A 22,745-nucleotide genomic window follows, 5' to 3' on the forward strand; every position below is an offset into this window, starting at 1 on the left:
CTCAACAATATCACCGACCAACAATATTTTGATATTATAGGCTATAACAGCAAACGCTTTAATATGATGACAGGGGCTTATTTTAACTTTTAAATTAAAACAATCATTATGTCTATTCAAAAATTCAATCCGGCAACAGCAATTGTATTGTTGTTTATTTTATTAGCCGCTGCTTTGCGTATTTGGAATGCAGGCAGTACCCTAACACCTTTGGCCAATTTTACACCAATTGGTGCTATGGGGTTATTTGGTGGTACTTATTTTAATCGGCCCTGGAAAAAATATGCATTTCCTTTAGGTGCTCTATTTTTTAGTGATGTGATAATGATGCATACCATTTATGTAGGTTACGGTAACGGGTTGCTGTACAAAGGATGGATATACACTTATCTTGCATTTGCAGTAATTGTTTTAATAGGCACATTGATTAAGCATGTAAAAATGAGTACAGTAATCACTGCGGCATTTGCGGCTGCACTGGCACACTGGATTATTACAGACTTACCCGTTTGGTGGTTTGGTGGATTAGATCTCAGAAACGGCCAACGCTTACAGCGCAATTGGGATGGGTTTGTTCAATGTTATGTTCAGGCTTTACCCTTTTTAAGGAATATGCTGGTAGCAAATATTGTATACAGCGCCATTTTTTACGGCAGTTTTGAATGGCTGCAAAAAAAATATCCGGCCTTATCAGTCCATGCAGTTTCAAAATAATAAACGAACAGGGCTTGCCGCAATAGCCCTGTTTTTTCTTAAACCCATACTATGCTAAAAATTGTTTCCTTTTTGCCGGCCGCCACACAAATGATTTATGATATGGGCCTCGACCATATGCTCTATGGTATTACCTTCGAATGTCCTGAACCTGCCCTTTCTCAAAAACCCAAAGTAGTTCGCTGTATTTTAGAAGACAAGCATTTAAGCAGTACTGAAATTGATACTATTTTTTCTGCTGCGAAAGCATCGGGAAAAAGCTTGTATTATGTGGATGAAGATTTACTGCAACAAATAGAACCCGATATTATTTTTACACAGGATGTTTGTGAGGTATGTCAGATTGATACGGCCTGTACTGCCGCTGCCATTGCCCGATTGAAAAAACAACCAAAGTTAATTGCCTTAACACCGCAAACACTGCAGGATGTGTATCAAACTGCCATCACTATTGCTACTGCCATAGGTAAAGAAAAAAAAGCATATGAGTACCTGGCTCAACTGCAACAAACCACAAACCATATTTTAGATAAACTTCGTCAGCACCAAATGCCACTTAAAACCGTAGCATTGTTGGAATGGATACAACCCATTTATAATTGCGGACATTGGATTCCTTACCAGATAGCCATGGCCGGTGGCATAGACATGCTCAGCCATCCCGGTGGCGATTCCATTGTTACCCCCTGGAGCAAAATTGTACGTTACAATCCGGAAATTATCATCATTGCACCCTGTGGCTTTTCCATTCATCGTTCAAATGAAGAAATGCATCTATTAACTCAATTCCCCGAATGGAATGGTTTAAAAGCAGTACAAAACCGGGAGGTTTATCTGGCCGATTTTGATTTGTTTACCCAACCCAGTGCCGGAACACTTGTTAACGGTATTGCCTTGCTGGCAGCATTATTTCATCCCCAATTATTTCAGATTCCTGCATCACTGCAACATAAATATCTTCAGCTTTATCCCCAAACCTTTGCTTATGCCACACCATGAAGAAAAAATATGCGCCCGCTGCCAGCAACCTTTTGAATGTAAAGTGGGCGATATAACCCATTGCCACTGCACTGAAATTACATTAACAGATGCAGAAAGATCTTTCATTGAAAACCGTTACAGCGATTGCCTTTGCAAAGCATGTTTATTGGCACTAAAAAACAAATATATTTTATTTAAAGAAAAATATTTTTTACCATGATTATTTTAATAACCGGTGGAGCCAGGAGTGGCAAAAGTAATTACGCGCAAAACCTGGCATTAAATATGAGTAATAGCCCGGTTTATGTTGCCACGGCTAGGGACTGGGGAGATGATTTCACCGAAAGGATTCAACACCATAAAAATAACAGAGGAAAAGAATGGATGAGTTATGAAGAAGAATTTGAAGTGAGCAAACTGCCTATTCAGGAAACAACTGCAGTAATAGATTGCATTACGCTATGGCTTACCAATTTTTTTATCAAAAACCAAAATAATATTGATACAGCACTAATAGAATTTAAAAAAGAAATAATAGCCATCCATCAAATGCCGGGTACTTTTATCATTGTAAGCAATGAAATTGGAATGGGTGTTCACGCAGAAACGGCCATTGGCAGAAAATTCACGGATTTACAAGGATGGGCTAACCAATTCGTTGCCTCACTGGCCGATAAAGTGATTCTTATGGTGAGTGGTATTCCTGTAATCATAAAAGAAACAAATCAATAATGACACATCTATCTGTTTTTAACTGGAGTGGCGGCAAAGACAGTGCATTGGCACTCTACCACATACTGCAAAATCCGGAATGGCAGGTGGGTTCCCTACTTACATCTGTTAATCAGACCTTTAACCGCATTTCCATGCATGGCGTTAGAACCGAATTGTTAGAACAACAGGCCGCCGCAACGGGTATACCGTTGGTACAACTATTATTACCGGAACAACCTGATATGGATACCTACAACAGACTGCTCACCAATACCATGCAACAATTCAAAGCACAAGGGTATACCCACTCCGTTTTTGGCGATATATTTTTAGAAGATCTGCGCAAATACAGAGAAGAAAAATTAGCAGCAGCCGGCTTTCAGGCGCATTTCCCTTTATGGAAACGCAACACTATTGAATTGGTGCATGAGTTTATTGATCTCGGCTTTCAATCTGTTATTGTTTGCACAAAGGCAGAACTGTTAGATGAAAGTTTTGCAGGCAGAATCATTGATCATGATTTACTGAAAGACCTTCCCACAAATGTTGATCCCTGTGGCGAAAACGGTGAATTCCATAGCTTCGTTTTCAATGGCCCTATTTTTAGGCAACCCATCCCGTTTACCATTGGCGAAAAAGTATTGCGTACCTACAACGCACCTAACAATGCAAGTACCTCCTGTTCATCACAAAATCATCAACAAAATAAGATGAGCTTTTGGTTCTGCGATTTAATTCCTGCTAACCATGGAACTATTTGATGTACTCAATAAAAGAAGAGATACCCGGCATTTTACCAATGATGTTGTTCCGGATATGGTATTAAAAAAAGCACTGCGGGCAGCACACATGGCTCCATCTGTCGGATTAAGTGAAGCCACCAAATATTATTTGATATTAGAGCAGCATATCAAAAATGCTATTCACGAACTATTTCAAAGCGAAAATCAAAAAGTTGAAGCAGAACTTTTACACAACACTGCTCTGTTACAACAGTATAAAAAATTAAAACTTGAAGCAATTAAAGAATCGCCCGTTGGATTGATTATTACAACTGATTATAGTGTACTGGAAAAATTTACCATTGGCATTTCAGGCACTGCCGATACCCTGCAATGGAGCAGTGTTTGCGCTTTACAAAACCTATGGTTATCATTAACTGAAAATGGATTTTCACTTGGTTGGGTATCTATTCTAAATTTTACGGCATTTAAAAATTTACTGAATATACCGGCGCATGAATACCCATTGGGATATTTTTGTATTGGGAAACCGGCAACCGATTATGGACAACAACCCATGCTGCAAAAAGATGGCTGGAAGTCCAAATCAAAAAATCTGGAAGTAAAAGAAATTAAACAGTTATATCCTACTGCAGGTAATTCTGCAAACTTTCAATTCAGTAAAATTACCGGAACATACAATACAGTGCTCAAAGAAGCACTCATCAAAAAAATAAATGGCAAAACCAAACCCGCAGGTGCATTGGGTATGTTAGAGTCCATTGCAGTTAAAGTTGGATGTATACAGGAAACAACTGCTCCGATAATAAAAAATCCGAACATGATTATTTTTGCGGCCGATCATGGTATTGCTAAAACCGGACTGGTAAATCCATATCCGCAGGTAGTTACACAACAAATGGTTCGCAACTTTTTACAAGGTGGTGCAGCCATTAATGTATTTTGCAGGCAAAACAGCTTAAAACTTACCATTGTTGATGCAGGTATTAATTGCATTTGGAAAAATGAGGATTTAGAATATCCCAATTTTACAGTGAGCAAAATAAATATGGGTACTAAAAATTATTTGGAGGTACCTGCAATGACCAAAGGCGAGTTGGCAACCTGTTTACAAAAAGGGAGGGAGTATATTCTCCAACTAAAACAACAGCAATGCAATACAATTGCCCTTGGCGAAATGGGTATTGGCAATAGTTCATCGGCAGCACTTATCATGCATGGCTTATTAAATATTCCTTTAGCAGCATGTGTGGGAAGAGGCACTGGCACAAATAATGATCAATATCAAAAAAAATTGAAAGTATTGGAAAAAGTGGCACATCAATACCACCTCCATAATAACAATATCGACCCTTTACAACTTTTACAACTAATTGGAGGATTTGAAATTGCCATGTTAACAGGCGCTTACTTGCAGGCGGCTGCAGAAAAAATGGTGACTATTGCCGATGGATTTATTACAACAGCAGCATTACTTGTAGCAAAAAAATTACAGCCAAATGTTACAGACTATTGCATTGCATCACACCTTAGCAATGAAAAAGGTCATCAGCAAATGTTAGCCCATCTGCAATTACAACCTTTGTTGCAATTAGATTTACGTTTAGGAGAGGGAACCGGTGCAGCATTAGCCCTTCCCTTAATCCAATCGGCTATTGCTATGCTGAATGAAATGAATGATACCGATTCCTTTCAAATCAACGGGCCTTCCAACTAAATTAAATTTTTTATTCGTCTACATGAAAAAACAGATACAACTTTTTTTTACTGCCTTAATGTTTTTTACCCGATTACCGGTTCCAAAAAATATTAACCACAACCAAAATTTACTGCAACAGTCTGCACGCTATTTTACCTGGGTGGGACTTTTGGTTGGTTGCATTACGGCAACTGCATATTATATTTTCAGCCTGCTGCTGTCTGCACATCTTGCCATTGCTTTTTCTATGTTAACAGGTATTTTAACCACAGGTGCTTTTCATGAAGACGGCTTTGCAGATTGCTGTGATGCATTTGGCGGAGGCTGGACAAAAGAAAAAATTTTACAAATTATGAAAGACAGCAGGCTGGGTACTTTTGGAGTAACCGGCTTAATAGGAATATTGGCATTGAAGTATCTGTTATTGGTTGAAATCAATCCTCAAATTCATAGCAAATACTTTTTACTGCTTTTTCCATGCGCACATGCTGCCAGCAGGTTTATGGCCATTGTTATCATGCAAACAAGTACTTATACACAGGATACAGATACCAGTAAATCAAAACCATTAGCTAATAGAAAATTAACCGTTATTGAAATAGCAATTGCTATTGCAGGAACCCTAATTCCATTTTGTTTTCTTCCCTGCATTTGGCTTATTGCATTAGTGCCCATGTTATTGGTAACATGGCGGGCTGATACCTATTTTAAAAAATGGATAGGCGGTTATACAGGCGATTGTTTGGGCGCCACCCAGCAGGCTACTGAAGTTGTTTTCTATATTGCTATTTTGATCATATTGAACCATCTGCATTAAATATATAAAATGACCATTTATTTAATACGTCATACCACACCTTCTATACCAAAAGGAATCTGTTATGGTCAAACTGATATTGCACTATCCCATACTTTTGCTGAAGAAGCAGCAACCCTTGCAAAATTTATTCCACCACTTAGTTTTCAGGTATATAGCAGCCCCTTACAACGTTGCAAATTATTGGCTAAAAAATTGTTTCCGGATGCGCCAACTCAATACATACCTGAATTAATGGAAATAAACTGTGGCCAATGGGAAATGAAATTTTGGGATGATATTCCAAAGGAAGACCTCAATGCATGGATGAGCAATTTTGTAAATTGCCCCTTCCCAAATGGTGAAAGTTATATACAGTTCCATGAAAGAATATCGAAATGTTTTCAGCATATTACATCCAACTCAAACCATCCTTTGGCCATCATTACCCACGGTGGTGTAATCAGAAGTATTTTATCCTATCTTACCCAAACACCCTTGCAAAAATCATTCGAAATTTTTAATATACACTATGGTTGCATCATTCAACTTACCTTACAAAACAATCAAAGTAGCTGGCAATATTGTTACAATCCACCACCAACACAAACAGAACAACACAGACCTGCTTAATCATTTTTTGATTGTACCTTAGCAAAAACCTAACTGAATGAATATTCATTTCGACCAGCTCATTACCGTAACCTTTACCCTGTTCGCCGTTATTGATATTGTGGGCTCCATACCCCTACTCATTTCATTAAAAGATAAAATGGGCGATATCCGCTCTTCTAAAGCCACCTTGGTTTCCGGCGGACTCATGATTTTGTTTTTATTGGTCGGCCAGCAATTCCTCAGCATCTTAGGATTAGATATTCGCTCCTTTGCCGTTGGTGGTTCTATCGTCATTTTTTTGTTGGGGCTGGAAATGGTTTTAGGCCATGAAATTTTTAAAGGCGATGCCGATGCTGCCTCCGGAACCGTTGTACCCATTGCATTTCCCATTATTGCCGGCAGTGGTACCCTCACCACCATCATGTCGCTAAAAGCCAACTTTCAACAAGTGTACATTCTGGCAGGCATCATCATTAACCTCATCATTGTGTACATCGTATTAAAATCATTACGATTTATTGAACATGCTTTAGGCAAAGCCGGGTTATTGGCCGTACGCAAATTCTTCGGCGTTATTTTATTGGCCATTGCCGTTAAAATATTCAGCAGCAATATTGCTGCTTTTGGCAAGTAAATTTTTGGTAATCGGCTGTAAATTAGCTATTGAACTTCCGTTGCGTCGCACACTTGTACGTTCGGTTCGCTATGCGGCATCATTACCATACAATAATAGTTTACCGGAAATAATGTGCATACAATAGCCGAAACAATTATTTTTGCGGCCTATTACCTTCCGGCCTCGTAGTACAATGGATAGTATAAGAGTTTCCGAAGCTCCAGATCCAGGTTCGATTCCTGGCGAGGCCACATAACTGCTGCTTCAATCGGCATCAATTCCCTTACTTTTCATTCACCCATTGCATCAAAAACATCAAATACACTATTCGTGTACAATCTTCAATACCTGAAAAGTTCCGGGCTTAATTTTGGGCCTACCCTTTTCGCCCGGCTGCATGGGCTCAAACTGCGCAGTTGGCATATAAATGGCATGGGTATCCTCATCCACACAACTGGTTCGGGCACCACGCATGGTTGGTACATTTTCAACTACTTCAAATTGATTTTTATTGGTTTCTTTCACTACCGTCATGTTACCCACCCCATTCGATGTGCAGATGTAATGCAAAGCAGGGTCTAACACCACGCCATCACAACCCGCACCAATGGGTAAATCGGCCACAACCTTGCCATTATCGGCATCAATCACCATCAAATGATCATCACAGCCGGCAAATAAACGATGCGTGTCATTGTCTATTACCAACCCCGTAGGCGACTGTCCGGGTGCAATTGACCAATGAGCCACTACTTCCATTTTGTTCATATCCACTACCACAATTTCATTTTTGTCTTCAATGTTCACATACACTTTCCCTTTCCCATTGCTAACCGCTGTTTCCGGCTTTCCACCCACGGCAATAGTATGTACTACTTTATGCGCAACAGGGTCAATAATGGATAAGTCTTTGCTGCGCCCATTACAAGTAATAATTTTTTTTGAATAGGTTTCGTAAAATATCGCATCGGGATTAACGCCGGTAGCAATCTGATCAATCACTGCATGGTTATCTAACCGAAATACACTTACCGAATTACTGCCGCCATTGCTGGTAAAACCTTTTGCCAATGCAGGTACAAAAGCAATACCATGAACGCCAATGGTATTCGCAATCACACCCAACGAATCGCCATTGTTTTTATCAATGATATTTACTTGTGTTCCATGTGCTATATACAATTGGTTCGATGCAGGTTGTAGATTGATATAATCCCAACCGCCATTGCCGCTTACCGGAAAATGCGCAGCCACTTTATAGCCCGATTGTGCAACTGCATTTTGTAATAGGCATAGGCTCAACAACCAACAGGCAATTGTGTACATTGATTTCATGATAGTTAATTTTTTATGATGAATGAAACAGATAGAAAGAAAATCAACCCTATTTGCAACGGTTCCAAAACTATGCTTCAAAGTTGAAGCAATTCTGAAGTTATCCGTTCCTTTTGCCCCCACAATCCTTTTATCGAAATAAAGCCGTATGTAAGGCTGCCGGTAAAAACAAATGCATGGGTACACTGCGCATAATGTGCCAATCTTCTGCTAAACTACTTTCATTGTTTAAAAAACGCAAAATGGTGGCAGGCTTATTTTTTTTAAAAATAGCAGTAAATATATCCGCACCGGGCATTATCTGCTGCTCCAACACCCGCAACAGCACTTTATCGTACCATTGAAACCGCCGTTGTAACCAAGCCACCGATGTGGCAGGATGCTGCTGCTGAACCAACCGTTGTACAATGCCGGCCGTTTGTTGCTGAATAAAATAAAAGGCATAACCGCTACTCCCCTTCGCTTGCCCGGCGGCAATGCCAATGGGAATGATGTTTCCATCGGGTTGTGCAAACCGATAGTTGGTCATGGGTATTTTACCCCATTCATCGTGTAAGGTTTTAAACTCAGCAATGCCATATTTTTCCTGCATGTAGCGCTGTATGGCAGCATCATATGCTTCCGGTGCCAATAATTGTTTGGTAAATAACGTATATTCTACCAAAGCAGTATTGGCTGAAAAAGGCAATACATACATAAAGGTAGTACCGTTGTGCTGGCTCACCGTAAAATCCATGAACGTAGCTTCCGTTGCGTTGAATACAGGCTGGGACGTTTCAATGATTTTCCCCTTAAAATGTTGCCACAGAAAATAGCCTTTAAAATTGGGCGGCGGCAATTCTTTGGCGGCTACTATACTGTTAAACACATAATCGGCTGTAAAGCTGCCCTTGTCTGTTTCCACCAAAGCTCCCGTATCTGTATTACGACAACCCATTACCGTTGCTTGTAAAAATGTTACCTGCGGAAATGCAGCACTATGGTTCAATACATATCGGTAAAAATCAATTCCCCGAATCATTTTGTACGTATAAGGGGCAATAGAAAATCCAATATCGGTATGGGAAGCAGCAAAGCGCAATTGCTGCCAACGATGGTATACAATTGGTTCAAACAATCCTGTTCCGGCCTCCCAAAAACACCAGGTGCGGTCGTTGCTGATTTTCGTTTGTTGATCAATCACTAAAACAGATTGTTGTTGCAAAGCAGATTCTTGTAACAGGCGCATTAATAAACTTAAACCCGCTGCACCGGCTCCTGCAATAATATAGTTGTAATGGTTGGGCGGTATTGTATTCATGATTGTTGATGAGAAGCCCAATATTGATTTTGTTGCTTTTGTAACTTTTCATCCTTATGCACTTTGTCCCAATATTTTTTGGCCACAAACAACATTCCAAAACTTTCACCTTCTTCTTTTCCCAAGTGCTTGTGGTGCATTTTATGTGCCCAACGAATCGCTTTAATGTATTTATTATTGCTGCGGGTAAACCATTTAAATCGTTGGTGTATAATTACTTCATGCACCAAAAAATAAGCAAAGCCATACAAAGCAATACCAAAGCCAATAGATGCTACATAGTAATAACCGTTTTGTAAACCCAACATAATGCACAACCAACTGGGTATGGCAAAAATCAGGAAGAACGCATCGTTCTTTTCAAAGAAGCCTTTGCCTTTTTGGTGATGGTCTTCATGCAAATACCACAAAAAACCATGCATCACATATTTATGCGTTAACCAGGTAATGCCCTCCATTACCACAAATGTGGCCAGTGTTACCAATATGTATATTACCAACATCATAAATAAAAGCTTAAGGCTAAGAAAAACAATAACTGAATAATTAACAAATGTACCGCGAAATAGTTGTTTTTCTGAAAGGGCAGCTTTACCATTACCACTAATAACAATAAACTAATGATGAACCAGCACAAGTAATTGAACCAGGGTACCACCAATCCGTCCCAATGCCAAAACCCCAGTTTAATAGCTGTGGGTTCCATTAAAAAATCGAAACAAGTGGCTAAAATGGCCCCATCAAACACAATGACAAAACGAGTTGATTTTTTCTCAAAAAAACCGGGCACCTCCGAAAATGGCCTGAATAATTTTTGCATCAGCAAGTACATTAAATTACCACTGCCATAAACAATCACAAACCAATACAAACCAATTAACCAGGGCACTCCCGCCAATTTAGGTCCCAAAATTTCACCATAACCATAATGGCCAAATAACCAACCGGTTTGAACACCAATAATTTCGGCCACCATACCTGTAACAAAACAAATGGCGGCTAATAGCCAAAACCATTGGCTTCGTTTAGGCTGATTGATGAGTAACAAAACAAACATCAGCAACAGGTTCAGCGGCGTAAACGCTACAAACCAATCTCGGTAAGGCGTGAATAAGATACCCACTACCCCGCTAACATGTATCAGTATGGCAATGAATACCGAAATATTTTCTACTTTTTTTAACTGCATGTATGCTGTTACTTAATGTTGGTTCATTTTTTTTAAATAAGGAATAGCCAGGCCACTCATAATTTTGGCACTGCGCAAACATAAGGGTATCCCTCCGCCCGGATGCACACTTCCCCCCACAAAATACAAACCTTTTATCTTGCTGCTAAAGTTGGGATGTCTTAAAAAAGCCGCCCATTTGCTGTTGCTGCTGGTGCCATACAAAGCTCCTTTATATGAGCCGGTATTCAACTCAATTTTCAAGGGGTCTAATATCGCTTCTACCTCTATTAAAGAAGCAATATCGCGCTTCAACAGGCGATTTAATTTGGCTAAGATAGCTGCCTTAGCCTGTTGCTGCATGGCTGCCATATCTACATCCGTAACCGAGGGTACATTAATCATTACAAACCAGTTTTCTTTACCGGGCGGGGCTTGTATACCGGGTTCACATTTTGCCGTGATGTTAATGTACACAGTTGGATCAGGATACAATGTTTTGTCTTTAAAAATAGCCTCAAACTCTGCCACATAATTGCCGCTGAAAAAAATATTGTGCAGGTCTAACTCCGGAAAACTTTCCTTCATGCCCCAATAAAAAATCAGGGCACTGCTGCTGCGCTCCTGCCGATTTATTTTTTGTGCTGTTTTGGCATCATTCAACAAGCGTTGATAGGTAAAATAAGCATCTACATTACTCACTACCACGTTTGATGCATACGGCACCCCCTTGCTGTAAATACCTTTTACCCTACCCTTGTCGGTTATAATTTTTTCTACCGGCGCATTAAAATGAAACTGTACGCCTTTTTTAAGCGCCAATTGGTATAAGGCATTGGTAATGGCTATCATGCCTCCTTTGGGATAATAAGTCCCTTCATTTAATTCCAAATGCGGGATGACACTGAGCATACCCGGCGCCCGATAAGGATTGCTGCCATTGTAAGTGGCATAACGGTTAAACAACTGCACGGTCTTTTCTTGCTGAAAATAGCCTCGATTTAAAGCGTGCAAACTTTTAAACAAATGCTTATACCGTATGGTAGCCAATGCAGCTACAATTTTTTTTTGAAATAATACACCCGGTTTATGCAAGGAATGATTTAAAAACAACGTACCCACCTTGTTGTACAATTGCTTTGAATCATTTAAATACCGCAACAGGTTACTACCCTTTTCCCCTAATTGCGCTTCTGCCGCTTGGGCCAATTGATCGGGTTGGGTATACGCCGTAAAACGCGTACCATCTTCGTAAAAATATTGACAGGCGATGGGTATTTGTCGGTATTCAAAATACCCTTGTATAGGCTCATTGGCTTCCGCAAATAATGCTTCTATGTTGGCGGGCTGTGTAAATAGGCTGGGCCCTGCATCAAAGCAATACCCGTTTATTTCAAAATAACTGAGTTTACCACCGGGATAACTGTTTTGCTCAAATACTTGCACAGCATAACCGGCAGCAGCCAAGCGAATAGCCGACGCCATTCCGGCCACACCTGCTCCTATAATTATAACGGATGACTGTTGCTGCATGTTACAGTTTTAATGAATAAATGCAGGTTGCTTTTGCCACCAATTATACACTTTGGCAAAGGCAATTTGAAACCATACTGTAAACTGCTCGCGTTGTTGTTGCAATTCTTCCTGAAGGGTATCCATGGCTACAAAACGATACATTTCCACTTCCTGATGACAGGGATGAATACTTTCATTGTAATAACCCACTAACACATGGTCAAACTCATGTTCAGTTAACCCATTTTCCATGGGTGCCTGATAAATGAAATCGAATATTTTGTGTAGCGGTGTTGTAAACCCCATTTCTTCCTGTAATCTACGTTCGGCGGCTGCTATGACGGTTTCGTTATGACGCGGATGGCTGCAACAGGTATTGGTCCACAACCCGGCACTATGGTATTTATGGGCAGCGCGTTTTTGCAATAGTAATTCACCCCGGTTATTAAAAATAAAAACACTGAAAGCCCTATGTAAAAGCCCCTTTCGGTGCGCTTCCATTTTTTCCATCAATCCCTGCGGCTCATCGTTTGTATTCACCAATATTACTTGTTCCATTACCTGTACTTAATGTTAGAAAAAGTGGTTGTGATGCACAATATACTTGCTATTTCACAAAAGCCATGCCGTTATACACCCGTTACAACAAATTTAATTGGCTTCTTACGCCTGCTTTGGCTAATATAAACATTTTACCATAATCGGGTATGCGAATGCGCTGTTGTAAAATGCGGTGAGGAGCTGTTTTCTTTATTTTTTTAAACAACGACAAGTAATATTTATAAGCCACATAAACCCCAAAACGGGCTTTCATGGGTAATTGTAAAATACCTGCATATGCAGCATCAAAATCAGCCTGTATGTCGGCTTCAATAGCAGCTTTTTGTGCTGCAGTAAAATTACTAAAATCACATCCCGGAAAATACATCCTTTCCAATCCTTCATAGTCGGCTTTTACATCGCGTAAAAAATTCACTTTCTGAAAAGCTGCCCCCAGCTTACGCGCTGCGGGTTTTAATTGTTCCCACAACGCTTTATTTCCGTCACAAAATACATGCAAACACATTAAACCTACTACTTCGGCACTACCATAAATATATTCTTCATAACCGGCATTATCATAAGTGCGGCGGGTTAAATCCATTTCCATGCTATGCAAAAAAGCATCAATTAAATCCATTTCAATATGATACTGATGCACCGTTAATTGAAAACTATTTAAAATGGGATTTAAGCTGATGCGCCGCTCAATGGCATCATAAGTTTGTTCCTTAAATTCGGCCAACAAAGTAGGTTTATCATAGGCATGAAAGGTATCCACTATCTCATCGGCCAACCGCACAAAGCCATATATGTTATAAATGGGTGCACGCAAATCCTTGTGCAACAAATGGATAGCACTGGAAAACGAAGTGCTGTATTGTTCCGTTGTAATGCGGCTGCATTGCTGACTTACCGAATGAAACAGTTGCATCATAAGTGAATATTTTTGTTAATATAAATTTTTAATGAATGCTAACCAAATTTTTTTATTATTTCTTTGGCCACCACTTCGCCGCTAATCAATGCAGGTGGTACACCCGGACCAGGTACTGTTAATTGCCCTGTATAAAACAAGTTAGCCACCTTTTTACTGTAACAAGCCGGTTTTAAAACAGCAGTTTGGCGTAAAGTGTTCGCTAAACCGTACGCATTCCCTTTAAAAGCATGGTATTGTTCAATAAAATCGCTTTGTGCGAAAGTTTCCTTAAACATAACCGATGATAAAAGCGGTTCGCCAAAATGTTGTTCCATTCTCTGCATCACCATCTCAAAATACCGTTCACGCAAAGCTTCCGTATCACCCTCCAAACCGGTTGCTACCGGAATTAAAATAAATAAATTTTCACATCCTTCCGGTGCTACAGTAGTATCGGTTACGGAAGGGGCACACACATAAAACAAAGGATTGCTGGGCCATTGTTTGCTGGTATAAATCTCTTTGCCATGCACCGAAAAATCTGTGTCGAAAAATAAGGTATGGTGGGTAATGCCTTTTATTTTTTTGTTCAAACCCACGTAGTATAACAAGGCACTGGGTGCCATGGTCCGTTTTTCCCAATACGCGTCGGAATAAGAACGATATTCCTTGGGCAATAGCTGTGTTTCTACATGGTGATAATCCGCACCGGCAATCACCACATCTGCCGTATAATCGGCTTTATTCGTCGTTACCCTGGCAATTTTTCCGGCCTGTATATCCAAATTCGTTACCTCCTCATTGAATTGAAAATGAACCCCCATCTCTTTTGCCAGACTATGCATCGCATCTACAATTCTAAACATACCCCCATTTTCCGGATACCAGGTTCCACCCACTACATCGGCGTAATTCATTAAACTGTACAAAGCAGGGGTTTTCTCGGGCAATGCCCCTAAAAACAATACCGGAAAGGCCAATAATTGCTGAATTTTAGGATGTTTAAAATAACGGCCAATATGCTGTTGCATACTGGTAAATACATCCAACTTAAAAATCCCTGCAATTAAATCTTTATCTAAAAATTCGGTTAAGGAACGGCCGGGTTTATGCACTAATTTTTGAATGCCTACCTTGTATTTATAGGCTGCTTCTTCCAAAAATACATCTAAGTGTGCCGCACTGCCGGGCTCCATACTTTCCAACCATTGCTGAAAGCGTTGATAATTGGCGGGAATGTCGGTAGCCCCGTCAGACCATACCACCCGATAAGAGGGATCTAATCTTTGTAAAGTATAAAAATCGCTCACTTCCCGCCCAAATTGCGCAAAATAGCGTTCAAATACATCGGGCATCCAATACCAACTGGGGCCCATATCAAATACAAATCCGTTTTTAAGCATTTGCCTGGCCCTTCCTCCCGGCGTGGCATGCTTTTCCAATACAATAACCTCCCATCCGGATTGGGCCATAAAACTGGCAGCAGACATACCGGCGAAGCCTGCCCCAATAACAATTGCCTTTTTTTTCATGTACGTAAGGTAATAAAGACGACTTTAATAACGGGTTATTTGCTCTTTTAATATTTTGCGGGCAAAATGAATCCTACTTTTAATAGTACCTAAGGGCTCCTGCAAAATCTCGGCTATCTCATGGTACTTAAACCCGTCAAAGTACAACATAAAGGGATTGCGGAAAATTTCCGGCAATTCATGTATGGCTGACTGCACTTCTTTCATGTTTAATTTGGCAATGGCATCATTGGTTACTGCCCCCTGATTGATGTTCAATAAAAAATCGTTGGGCGTACTATCGAATATGGTTTGTTGTTTGGCTTTGCGTCTGTAATTATTAATGAAAATATTGCGCATGATGGTGTACAACCAGGCCTTTATATTGGTGCCAACATGATACTTATCCTGATTGGCTATAGCCCTGTATAAGGTTTCCTGAAACAGGTCTTTCGCCTGCTCGTTGTCTTTGGTTAAAGTAATGGCAAAGGGCTTCAAAAACTCGGCATTACTCACCAGCATCTCGTTAAATTCAATGGTTGACATAGCCTGATTGTTTAAATTGTGATAGTGTAAAGTTAAACAAATAATTGCCGAACAACCAAATATTTTGTTGAATATTTTTATTAAAAAAATTAAACAAAAGGAAGACTAATTCTATAGACTTTTCTATTCAACAGAAAATGAATAGGTTATGCATTTTGGAGTACCCCGGTTGTTCACTTGTACAACTGTAAAGGTTTTGTTAAGTCTGAAGAACGGTATTTTCCTTTCCCATCCATAAGGTTATTTGCCTTCCCATTTTTACCTTTCCGAGCATAAAAAAAGCCATTGTAACGGCAATGGCTTGGCGTTGCTTAGTATATAGGATTTATGATGCTTTCCCTATAGAAGCAATGTATTCCATTACCTCATTTAGCGACTTTTTGAAATACACATTTTTGGGTACTTTTTTCTTGTACTGTTGCACCAGTTGCCCGGAGATAACTACAGGCACATCGGACATTTCATTGCCCAATTGCAGCAACATTTTTTCTAAATTAAAATGATGGGTCACCGATGTTAAATGGGTATATAGGAAATCGGGACGCTTCACATTCACTACATAGGCCATATCCTTGAACGGAATATTGGCGCCTAAGTAATATATCTTTACACCCCTGCTCTTCAACAAATAATACATGAATAGCAAACCGAGCTCATGATATTCGCCTTCGGGTAAAAACAATAAAGCTGTTTTGTTTAAAGGCAAATGGCTATGGGTACTTTCAATACCCACAATTAATTTTTGCCGAATAATGTTGGTTACCAAATGTTCCTGTGCAGGATTAACGTGGTTGGTTAACCACAAAATACCAATCCGCTCTAAAAACGGGAAAATAATTTGGGTAATTGATTTTTCTATGCCTTTGGCAAGGATATAATTGTCGAGCACCGCTTCAAAAGCTTCCAAATTCAGGTACACCATGTGCCCAATTAAGTCGTTTACAATACGTTCCTGCTGGGCTTCTATACTGGCCAATGAAAGTATTTTGTCGTTGATTTCATTGGCGTTCATACGGTCAATGTGCGAAATTTTAAAACCGTACTTATTCAGCAAGGCAATATTCAGCAATTTCCGTAACTCCTCATTGCTGTATAAACGAATATTGGTTTCGGTACGCTGGGGCTTTAAAAAATTGTAGCGTTGTTCCCAAATTCGAATAGTATGGGCTTTTATTCCCGACAGATTCTCTAAATCTTTAATGGTAAAAGCATTCATACATGGTACAACAAGGTGGCTAAAAAATTGTTTATTTTTTCAAATAAAAATGTTCTACAAAATGGGGAATGGCTTTTTAAGCCGATTTTACCAATTGCAACAGGTAGTGTCCATACCCACTTTTGGCGTATTGGGCAGCCAATTGGGTGAGTTGAGTTGCATTGATAAAGCCCATGCGATAGGCTACCTCTTCAATACAACCTATTTTTTTACCCTGTCTTTTTTCAATTACGCGTACAAATTCACAGGCATCGCTGTATGAGTCAAATGTACCGGTATCTAACCAGGCTGTGCCGCGGTTCATAATGCCTACGTGCAAATCCCCTTTTTCCAAATACACCCGATTCACATCAGTAATTTCATATTCGCCACGTGCAGATGGGGCAATGTTTTTGGCAATTTGAACTACGTTATTGTCATAAAAATACAAGCCGGGTACCGCATAATTGGATTTAGGATGTTGGGGTTTTTCCTCTATGGAAATCGCTTTATGATTGGCATCAAAACTGACTACCCCATAGCGTTCGGGATCTTGCACCTCATACGCAAACACGGCTGCCCCCTCCACATCATTAAACGATTGCAACAACTTACTAAAACCGGCACCATAAAATATATTGTCGCCCAAAATCAAGGCTACTTTATCTTCCCCAATAAAATCCGCACCAATTACAAAGGCCTGTGCCAAACCATTGGGCACTTGCTGCACGGCATATTCAAAGCGACAACCAATTTCACTGCCATCGCCCAACAGTCGTTGAAACTGGGCACTATCTTCGGGCGTAGTAATAATGAGTATTTCACGAATGCCTGCCAGCATCAATACGGATAGCGGATAATAAATCATGGGCTTATCATACACCGGCATTAATTGTTTACTAATCCCCTTGGTAATGGGATACAAACGGGTACCACTTCCTCCGGCTAATATTATTCCTTTCATAACAACTATTTTTAGGTAATCGATTTATAAGGCATCAAATCCGGCATCTTGCCAAGCTGTATTCCAAAAAGGCAAAGTTTTATCTTTTTCCGATACAATTAATTGTGCTTCCTGAATCGGCCATTGAATGTTTAACGTTGGGTCGTTGTACACAATGCCTCCTTCCGCAGCCTTGTTATAATAATTGTCGCACTTGTAAAAGAATACGGCTTTTTCACTCAATACCAAAAATCCATGGGCAAATCCCCTGGGTACAAACAATTGTAGATGATTCTGTTCCGTTAATTCCACGGCATACTGTTGTCCAAAGCTGGGCGAATGGGGACGCATATCTACCACCACATCTAATACCGCACCTTGTAACACCCTCACTAATTTGGCCTGGGCAGCATTCCCTTTTTGAAAATGCAATCCGCGTAGCACGCCTTTTACCGAAGCCGACTGATTATCCTGCACAAAACTGATATTAAGACCGGTATGTTGATAAAAAGCTTGCTGATTAAAGCTTTCAAAAAAATAGCCACGTTCATCTGCAAATACGGTATCCTCTATTAAAAAACAATCACGCAAAGGCGTTTCGGTTACTTTCATAATTTACAGTTGATTTCTACGGGTGTACATGGTTTCGTAATATTGTTGATAAGCACCGCTGGTAACCTGTTCTAACCATTCCCGGTTATTCAAATACCAATCAATGGTTTCATCCAATCCCTGTTCAAAAGTTACGGTGGGCTTCCAGCCTAATTCCTTGTTAATTTTAGAAGCATCAATGGCATAACGCCTGTCGTGCCCTGGCCGGTCTTTTATAAATGTAATCAGTTGTTCACTTTCGCCGGGTGTTCTATGCAGCTTGGTATCCATTAAGCGGCACAGCAATTTCACCAAATCAATATTCTTCCATTCATTAAAACCGCCAATGGTGTAAGTATCATTGCGTTTGCCTTTATGAAACAATAAATCAATGGCCAGTGCGTGGTCTTTCACAAACAACCAATCGCGGGTATATAACCCATCGCCATAAACGGGTAGGGGTTTGCGTTGAATGATGTTGTGTATAAATAGCGGAATTAATTTTTCGGGAAAATGATACGGACCATAATTATTAGAGCAATTAGAAATTATGGTATTTAATCCATAGGTTTCGGCATAAGCCCTTACAAAATGGTCTGATGCTGCTTTACTGGCCGAATAAGGAGAATTGGGATGGTAGGGTGTGGTTTCAGAAAAAAAACCGGTTTCACCCAAAGCTCCAAATACTTCATCGGTGGACACATGGTAAAACAAATGTTGGTCGGCTTGCCCATCTTTTAACCAATGCTGCTTGGCCACATTCAACAAATTCACAGTTCCTGCTACATTGGTGTACACAAAATCCATGGGCGATAGTATAGAACGATCTACATGCGACTCCGCAGCCAGGTGTATGATATCGGTAATTTCCCATGCAGTAAAAATGCGTTCCATGGCATCTGTATCCAATATATTGGCTTTTTCAAACACATAATTAGGGGCTAGTTCTACATCTTTTAAATTAGCGAGGTTCCCGGCATACGTCAATGCATCTACGTTTACTATCCGATATTCGGGGTATTTATTGACGAACAAACGTACGACATGCGAACCAATAAACCCTGCGCCGCCTGTAATGATAATGCTTTTCTTATACATGTTGGTTATATAATTAAAATCTGGTAATGTTTCTACCGTATTTATCCCACCCTATTATTCCAAGGTTCATGCTTCACTTCCTCATACACCATACGCAAGCCCTGCTCTAACGAAATGCGGGCATGCCAACCCAAATTATTCAATTTCGTTACATCCATTAGTTTTCTTGGCGTGCCATCGGGCTTTGAAGTATCAAATTGAATTTGGCCCTTAAAGCCGGTAATGTGTTGAATTAAATGCGCCAACTCTGCAATGCTAATGTCTTTCCCCCAACCAATGTTCACCAGGCCCGGTTCATGGTAGTGCTGCATTAAAAACAAACAGGCATCGGCCAAATCATCTACATGCATGAATTCCCGTTTCGGCTTACCCGTTCCCCATAATTCCACTTCCGTATGCCCTTCTCGGGTAGCGGTAATAAATTTGCGTAACAAGGCGGGCAATACATGCGAGGTGTTTAAATCGTAGTTATCATTCGGGCCATATAAATTAGTCGGCATGGCCGAAATAAAATTGCAACCATATTGTGCCCGATACGCATCGCACATTTCAATGCCGGCAATTTTTGCAATGGCATAAGGCTGATTGGTGGGTTCTAAATAACCCGACAACAGGTATTCTTCCTTTAAAGGCTGTGGCGCCATTTTGGGATAAATACAGGATGAACCCAAAAACAACAGCTTTTTTACCCCGTAAGTATAGGAAGCATGGATGATATTGGCTTCCATCATCAGGTTCTCATACACAAACTGCGCCCGATAGGTATTATTGGCCACAATGCCGCCCACTTTAGCTGCAGCCAGGAATACGTATTCAGGTTTTTCTTTTTCAAAGAACTGCATAACGGCATGCTGATTCCGCAAATCCAACTCTTTTGAAGTGCGTGCAATAATATTGCTGTATCCGGCGGCTATCAAGGCTCTTACCAAAGCACTACCCACCATCCCTTTGTGCCCGGCTACATAAATTTTTGCATTCTGCTGCATATTGGCTATTTAAAAAACGTTACTAAACATTGTATCATCCCTTTCCTTAGCATTTGTTTTAACACAAAGGCCTGGCATATTATTCGTACTCATTATTCACTCTAAAGCCTTGCTCTCTCAACAATTGTTCGCGTTTAAACAATTCCAAATCGGCTGCTACCATTTCGGTGACCATTTCTGCCAACGTATAAGTGGGTGTCCATCCTAATTTTTCTTTGGCTTTTGTGGCATCACCAATTAGCAAATCCACCTCCGTTGGGCGGTAATAACGGGCATCTACTTTTACCACCACTTTGCCCTCCGGTACATGATAGCCGCCATTGCTTTCTACCACATACCCTTCTTCGGCTACGCCTGTTCCCCTAAAGCCAACCCGTACGCCTATTTCAGCAAAAGCCATTTGCACAAAATCGCGTATAGGGGTGGTAATACCGGTGGCCAATACAAAATCTTCCGGCTTTTCTTGCTGTAATATCCGCCACATGCCTTCTACATAATCTTTCGCATGTCCCCAGTCGCGGCGGGCATCTAAATTCCCTAAATACAAAGTATCTTGTAAACCCAGGGCAATTTTGGCTACCGCACGGGTAATTTTCCGCGTTACAAAAGTTTCACCCCGTAAGGGCGATTCATGGTTGAATAAAATACCATTGCAGGCAAACATATTGTAAGCCTCACGGTAATTCACGGTAATCCAGTACGCATACAATTTGGCTACGGCATAAGGCGAACGCGGATAAAACGGCGTGGTTTCACTTTGCGGAACTGCCTGCACCAAGCCATATAGTTCCGATGTGGAGGCCTGATAAATCTTGGTCTTTTGCGTTAATCCCAATAAACGTACGGCTTCCAGTATGCGCAAAGTACCCAGTCCATCGGCATTGGCCGTATATTCGGGTGTTTCAAAACTTACGTGCACATGACTCATGGCTGCCAGGTTATATATCTCATCGGGCTGCACTTCCTGTATTATGCGAATTAAATTGGTGCTATCGGTTAAATCGCCATAATGTAAAATCATGTGTCGGTGCGGCACATGCGGATCTTCATAAAAACGATCGATTCTTCCGGTATTAAACAACGAACTACGCCGCTTAATGCCATGCACTTCATACCCTTTTTTTAATAACAACTCGGCCAAATAAGCACCATCCTGACCGGTAATTCCCGTAATAATTGCTTTTTTCATAATAAATGGGCTTCAAATATATTGATAAAGATTATCGCCTCTCCCTTCACTGCTGCGCAAAAATAAGGGGTTTTTATCCGCTTTGCGGAAGCTCACCTGATGGTTTTAATGAATATTTATAGCTTTTACCTGCAAGCCTTGCAGGCCGAATGGTTGAACAGCAAAAGAAGGGGGAAGCATACCTTTTGGTAACACAACGAATATACGATACCGAAATAGGCGATTCCAAATTTTTTTTTTGAAAAAGAAGGGAACAATGAATGGAAATGAGATAGGGGTTATTGGGTGCTTTGCCGGAATTTTTTATTAAGCAATAGGACTGTATAATGGGTTGAAAGTGGGAAAGTGCAATTTTGGAATGAGGAGGTAAACGCAGACAGGTAACGGTATTGAATTGGTGTAGAAGAGAGAATAAGTTTAGCAAGGGACAGTTGGGGCTGCGCAGGGTTTATATTTTTGTTATGGATGAGTGGTTCTCTCCTAGTAGTTGGTGCCCCACCAACCACCTCTACCTTACACAATGCCATGTACGTTATAGCGATTGGCAGTGGGTTTTATGGTATTGTAAAACAAAATTCGTTTGCAGAAGCAATTGTGTATTTACTACTAATTTTCTTCTCTTCACTTTTTGTTTGGATACAAAAAGTGACAAAAAAATCAAGGCTCCATAACCAAGGCTACTCCGGGATTTGCTCCGCTACAACAAAAAAGTCTAAAGCCTGGCTTTAGCAACATGAAATATCGAAGACTTGTGAATTACTTCTCCTACAGCCAGGCAGCTTTTGTTGCTTGACGCTGCGCAAACCCCTCCGCTAAACGCCTTGTTTATGATGCCGATGGGGGCACCCGAGCGGTTGGACTTGCATCCATTTTTTGTCCACCTTTTAAGTTGTCAGCGCTTAAACCAATACGAACAAATTTAATGGCTTAAAAATTTTTACAGTTACCAATGCTAGACCTACCTGCATCAAATGGGCAGAATATGAAACATTCGATTCATCGTTCACATTCCGACGAAGGATGTAGAATAG

General features: G+C 40.4%; 24 protein-coding genes and 1 tRNA gene. 10 read left to right on the forward strand and 15 right to left on the reverse strand.

The window, feature by feature from the left end; translation table 11 throughout:
* The first annotated feature begins 108 nt into the window (after nt 1-108).
* The 10 genes from ACP5P5_RS10365 (at nt 109) to ACP5P5_RS10410 (ending at nt 7,129) form a co-directional block, all read left to right on the forward strand.
* Nucleotides 109-714: a DUF6580 family putative transport protein gene (locus ACP5P5_RS10365; protein WP_428286037.1), complete on the forward strand. Its 606-nt coding sequence runs from the start codon at nt 109-111 to the stop codon at nt 712-714.
* 51 nt (nt 715-765) lie between these two features.
* Nucleotides 766-1,713 carry an ABC transporter substrate-binding protein gene (locus ACP5P5_RS10370; protein ID WP_428286038.1) on the forward strand — a complete coding sequence of 316 codons (948 nt, stop codon included), beginning with the start codon at nt 766-768 and terminating at the stop codon, nt 1,711-1,713.
* The gene (locus ACP5P5_RS10375; RefSeq protein WP_428286039.1) at nt 1,700-1,915 is read left to right on the forward strand and encodes a cysteine-rich CWC family protein; all 216 of its coding nucleotides are present in this window, start codon (nt 1,700-1,702) and stop codon (nt 1,913-1,915) included. Before ACP5P5_RS10370 ends, ACP5P5_RS10375 begins: the two co-directional genes overlap by 14 nt.
* Nucleotides 1,912-2,427 (forward strand): bifunctional adenosylcobinamide kinase/adenosylcobinamide-phosphate guanylyltransferase, encoded by a 516-nt coding sequence (gene cobU, locus ACP5P5_RS10380; protein ID WP_428286040.1) that lies wholly within the window; start codon nt 1,912-1,914, stop codon nt 2,425-2,427. The genes ACP5P5_RS10375 and cobU overlap by 4 nt, the downstream gene beginning before the upstream one ends.
* The gene (locus ACP5P5_RS10385) at nt 2,427-3,170 is read left to right on the forward strand and encodes a diphthine--ammonia ligase (protein ID WP_428286041.1); all 744 of its coding nucleotides are present in this window, start codon (nt 2,427-2,429) and stop codon (nt 3,168-3,170) included. The genes cobU and ACP5P5_RS10385 overlap by 1 nt, the downstream gene beginning before the upstream one ends.
* Complete coding sequence (cobT, locus tag ACP5P5_RS10390) at nt 3,157-4,869, forward strand: nicotinate-nucleotide--dimethylbenzimidazole phosphoribosyltransferase (protein WP_428286042.1); 1,713 nt, start codon at nt 3,157-3,159, stop codon at nt 4,867-4,869. Before ACP5P5_RS10385 ends, cobT begins: the two co-directional genes overlap by 14 nt.
* A gap of 22 nt (nt 4,870-4,891) precedes the next feature.
* The gene (locus ACP5P5_RS10395) at nt 4,892-5,668 is read left to right on the forward strand and encodes an adenosylcobinamide-GDP ribazoletransferase (protein ID WP_428286043.1); all 777 of its coding nucleotides are present in this window, start codon (nt 4,892-4,894) and stop codon (nt 5,666-5,668) included.
* 9 nt (nt 5,669-5,677) lie between these two features.
* Complete coding sequence (cobC, locus tag ACP5P5_RS10400) at nt 5,678-6,280, forward strand: alpha-ribazole phosphatase (RefSeq protein ID WP_428286044.1); 603 nt, start codon at nt 5,678-5,680, stop codon at nt 6,278-6,280.
* A 37-nt stretch (nt 6,281-6,317) separates the two neighbouring features.
* Nucleotides 6,318-6,896 carry a MarC family protein gene (locus ACP5P5_RS10405; RefSeq protein WP_428286045.1) on the forward strand — a complete coding sequence of 193 codons (579 nt, stop codon included), beginning with the start codon at nt 6,318-6,320 and terminating at the stop codon, nt 6,894-6,896.
* Nucleotides 6,897-7,057: 161 nt separating this feature from the next.
* Nucleotides 7,058-7,129 (forward strand) — tRNA-Arg (locus ACP5P5_RS10410).
* Nucleotides 7,130-7,202: 73 nt separating this feature from the next.
* On the opposite strand, the gene ACP5P5_RS10415 is transcribed toward ACP5P5_RS10410, so the two are convergent.
* From ACP5P5_RS10415 to gmd, 15 genes are all read right to left on the reverse strand, one after another.
* Nucleotides 7,203-8,213, reverse strand: a complete 1,011-nt coding sequence (locus ACP5P5_RS10415; RefSeq protein ID WP_428286046.1) for a YncE family protein — start codon at nt 8,211-8,213, stop codon at nt 7,203-7,205.
* Nucleotides 8,214-8,343: 130 nt separating this feature from the next.
* Nucleotides 8,344-9,513: a lycopene cyclase family protein gene (locus ACP5P5_RS10420; protein WP_428286047.1), complete on the reverse strand. Its 1,170-nt coding sequence runs from the start codon at nt 9,511-9,513 to the stop codon at nt 8,344-8,346.
* A complete protein-coding gene (locus ACP5P5_RS10425; RefSeq protein WP_428286048.1) occupies nt 9,510-10,019 on the reverse strand; it encodes a beta-carotene hydroxylase in 510 nt (169 codons plus the stop codon). The genes ACP5P5_RS10420 and ACP5P5_RS10425 overlap by 4 nt, the downstream gene beginning before the upstream one ends.
* A complete protein-coding gene (locus tag ACP5P5_RS10430) occupies nt 10,016-10,702 on the reverse strand; it encodes a carotenoid biosynthesis protein (protein WP_428286049.1) in 687 nt (228 codons plus the stop codon). The genes ACP5P5_RS10425 and ACP5P5_RS10430 overlap by 4 nt, the downstream gene beginning before the upstream one ends.
* Nucleotides 10,703-10,714: 12 nt before the next feature.
* A complete protein-coding gene (gene crtD, locus ACP5P5_RS10435; RefSeq protein WP_428286050.1) occupies nt 10,715-12,214 on the reverse strand; it encodes a 1-hydroxycarotenoid 3,4-desaturase CrtD in 1,500 nt (499 codons plus the stop codon).
* Between the two features lie 9 nt (nt 12,215-12,223).
* On the reverse strand, nt 12,224-12,754 hold the full coding sequence (gene idi / locus ACP5P5_RS10440) for an isopentenyl-diphosphate Delta-isomerase (RefSeq protein WP_428286051.1): 531 nt from the start codon (nt 12,752-12,754) through the stop codon (nt 12,224-12,226).
* An 82-nt stretch (nt 12,755-12,836) separates the two neighbouring features.
* Nucleotides 12,837-13,673, reverse strand: coding sequence for a phytoene/squalene synthase family protein (locus tag ACP5P5_RS10445; protein ID WP_428286052.1), 837 nt, complete (start codon nt 13,671-13,673; stop codon nt 12,837-12,839).
* Nucleotides 13,674-13,711: 38 nt separating this feature from the next.
* Nucleotides 13,712-15,187 (reverse strand): phytoene desaturase family protein, encoded by a 1,476-nt coding sequence (locus ACP5P5_RS10450; RefSeq protein ID WP_428286053.1) that lies wholly within the window; start codon nt 15,185-15,187, stop codon nt 13,712-13,714.
* A gap of 24 nt (nt 15,188-15,211) precedes the next feature.
* Entirely contained in the window at nt 15,212-15,712 is a 501-nt protein-coding gene (locus ACP5P5_RS10455; protein WP_428286054.1) for an RNA polymerase sigma factor, read from the reverse strand.
* 325 nt (nt 15,713-16,037) lie between these two features.
* Entirely contained in the window at nt 16,038-16,928 is an 891-nt protein-coding gene (locus ACP5P5_RS10460) for a MerR family transcriptional regulator (RefSeq protein WP_428286055.1), read from the reverse strand.
* A 76-nt stretch (nt 16,929-17,004) separates the two neighbouring features.
* The gene (rfbA, locus tag ACP5P5_RS10465; RefSeq protein WP_428286056.1) at nt 17,005-17,871 is read right to left on the reverse strand and encodes a glucose-1-phosphate thymidylyltransferase RfbA; all 867 of its coding nucleotides are present in this window, start codon (nt 17,869-17,871) and stop codon (nt 17,005-17,007) included.
* A gap of 24 nt (nt 17,872-17,895) precedes the next feature.
* Complete coding sequence (rfbC, locus tag ACP5P5_RS10470) at nt 17,896-18,462, reverse strand: dTDP-4-dehydrorhamnose 3,5-epimerase (RefSeq protein ID WP_428286057.1); 567 nt, start codon at nt 18,460-18,462, stop codon at nt 17,896-17,898.
* 3 nt (nt 18,463-18,465) lie between these two features.
* A complete protein-coding gene (rfbB, locus tag ACP5P5_RS10475) occupies nt 18,466-19,539 on the reverse strand; it encodes a dTDP-glucose 4,6-dehydratase (protein ID WP_428286058.1) in 1,074 nt (357 codons plus the stop codon).
* Between the two features lie 41 nt (nt 19,540-19,580).
* Entirely contained in the window at nt 19,581-20,525 is a 945-nt protein-coding gene (locus tag ACP5P5_RS10480; RefSeq protein WP_428286059.1) for a GDP-L-fucose synthase family protein, read from the reverse strand.
* 79 nt (nt 20,526-20,604) lie between these two features.
* Nucleotides 20,605-21,714: a GDP-mannose 4,6-dehydratase gene (gene gmd, locus ACP5P5_RS10485; protein ID WP_428286060.1), complete on the reverse strand. Its 1,110-nt coding sequence runs from the start codon at nt 21,712-21,714 to the stop codon at nt 20,605-20,607.
* Nucleotides 21,715-22,745: the final 1,031 nt, after the last annotated feature.

This window comes from Hydrotalea sp., assembly GCF_049968455.1.
Classification (GTDB): Bacteria; Bacteroidota; Bacteroidia; order Chitinophagales; family Chitinophagaceae; genus Hydrotalea.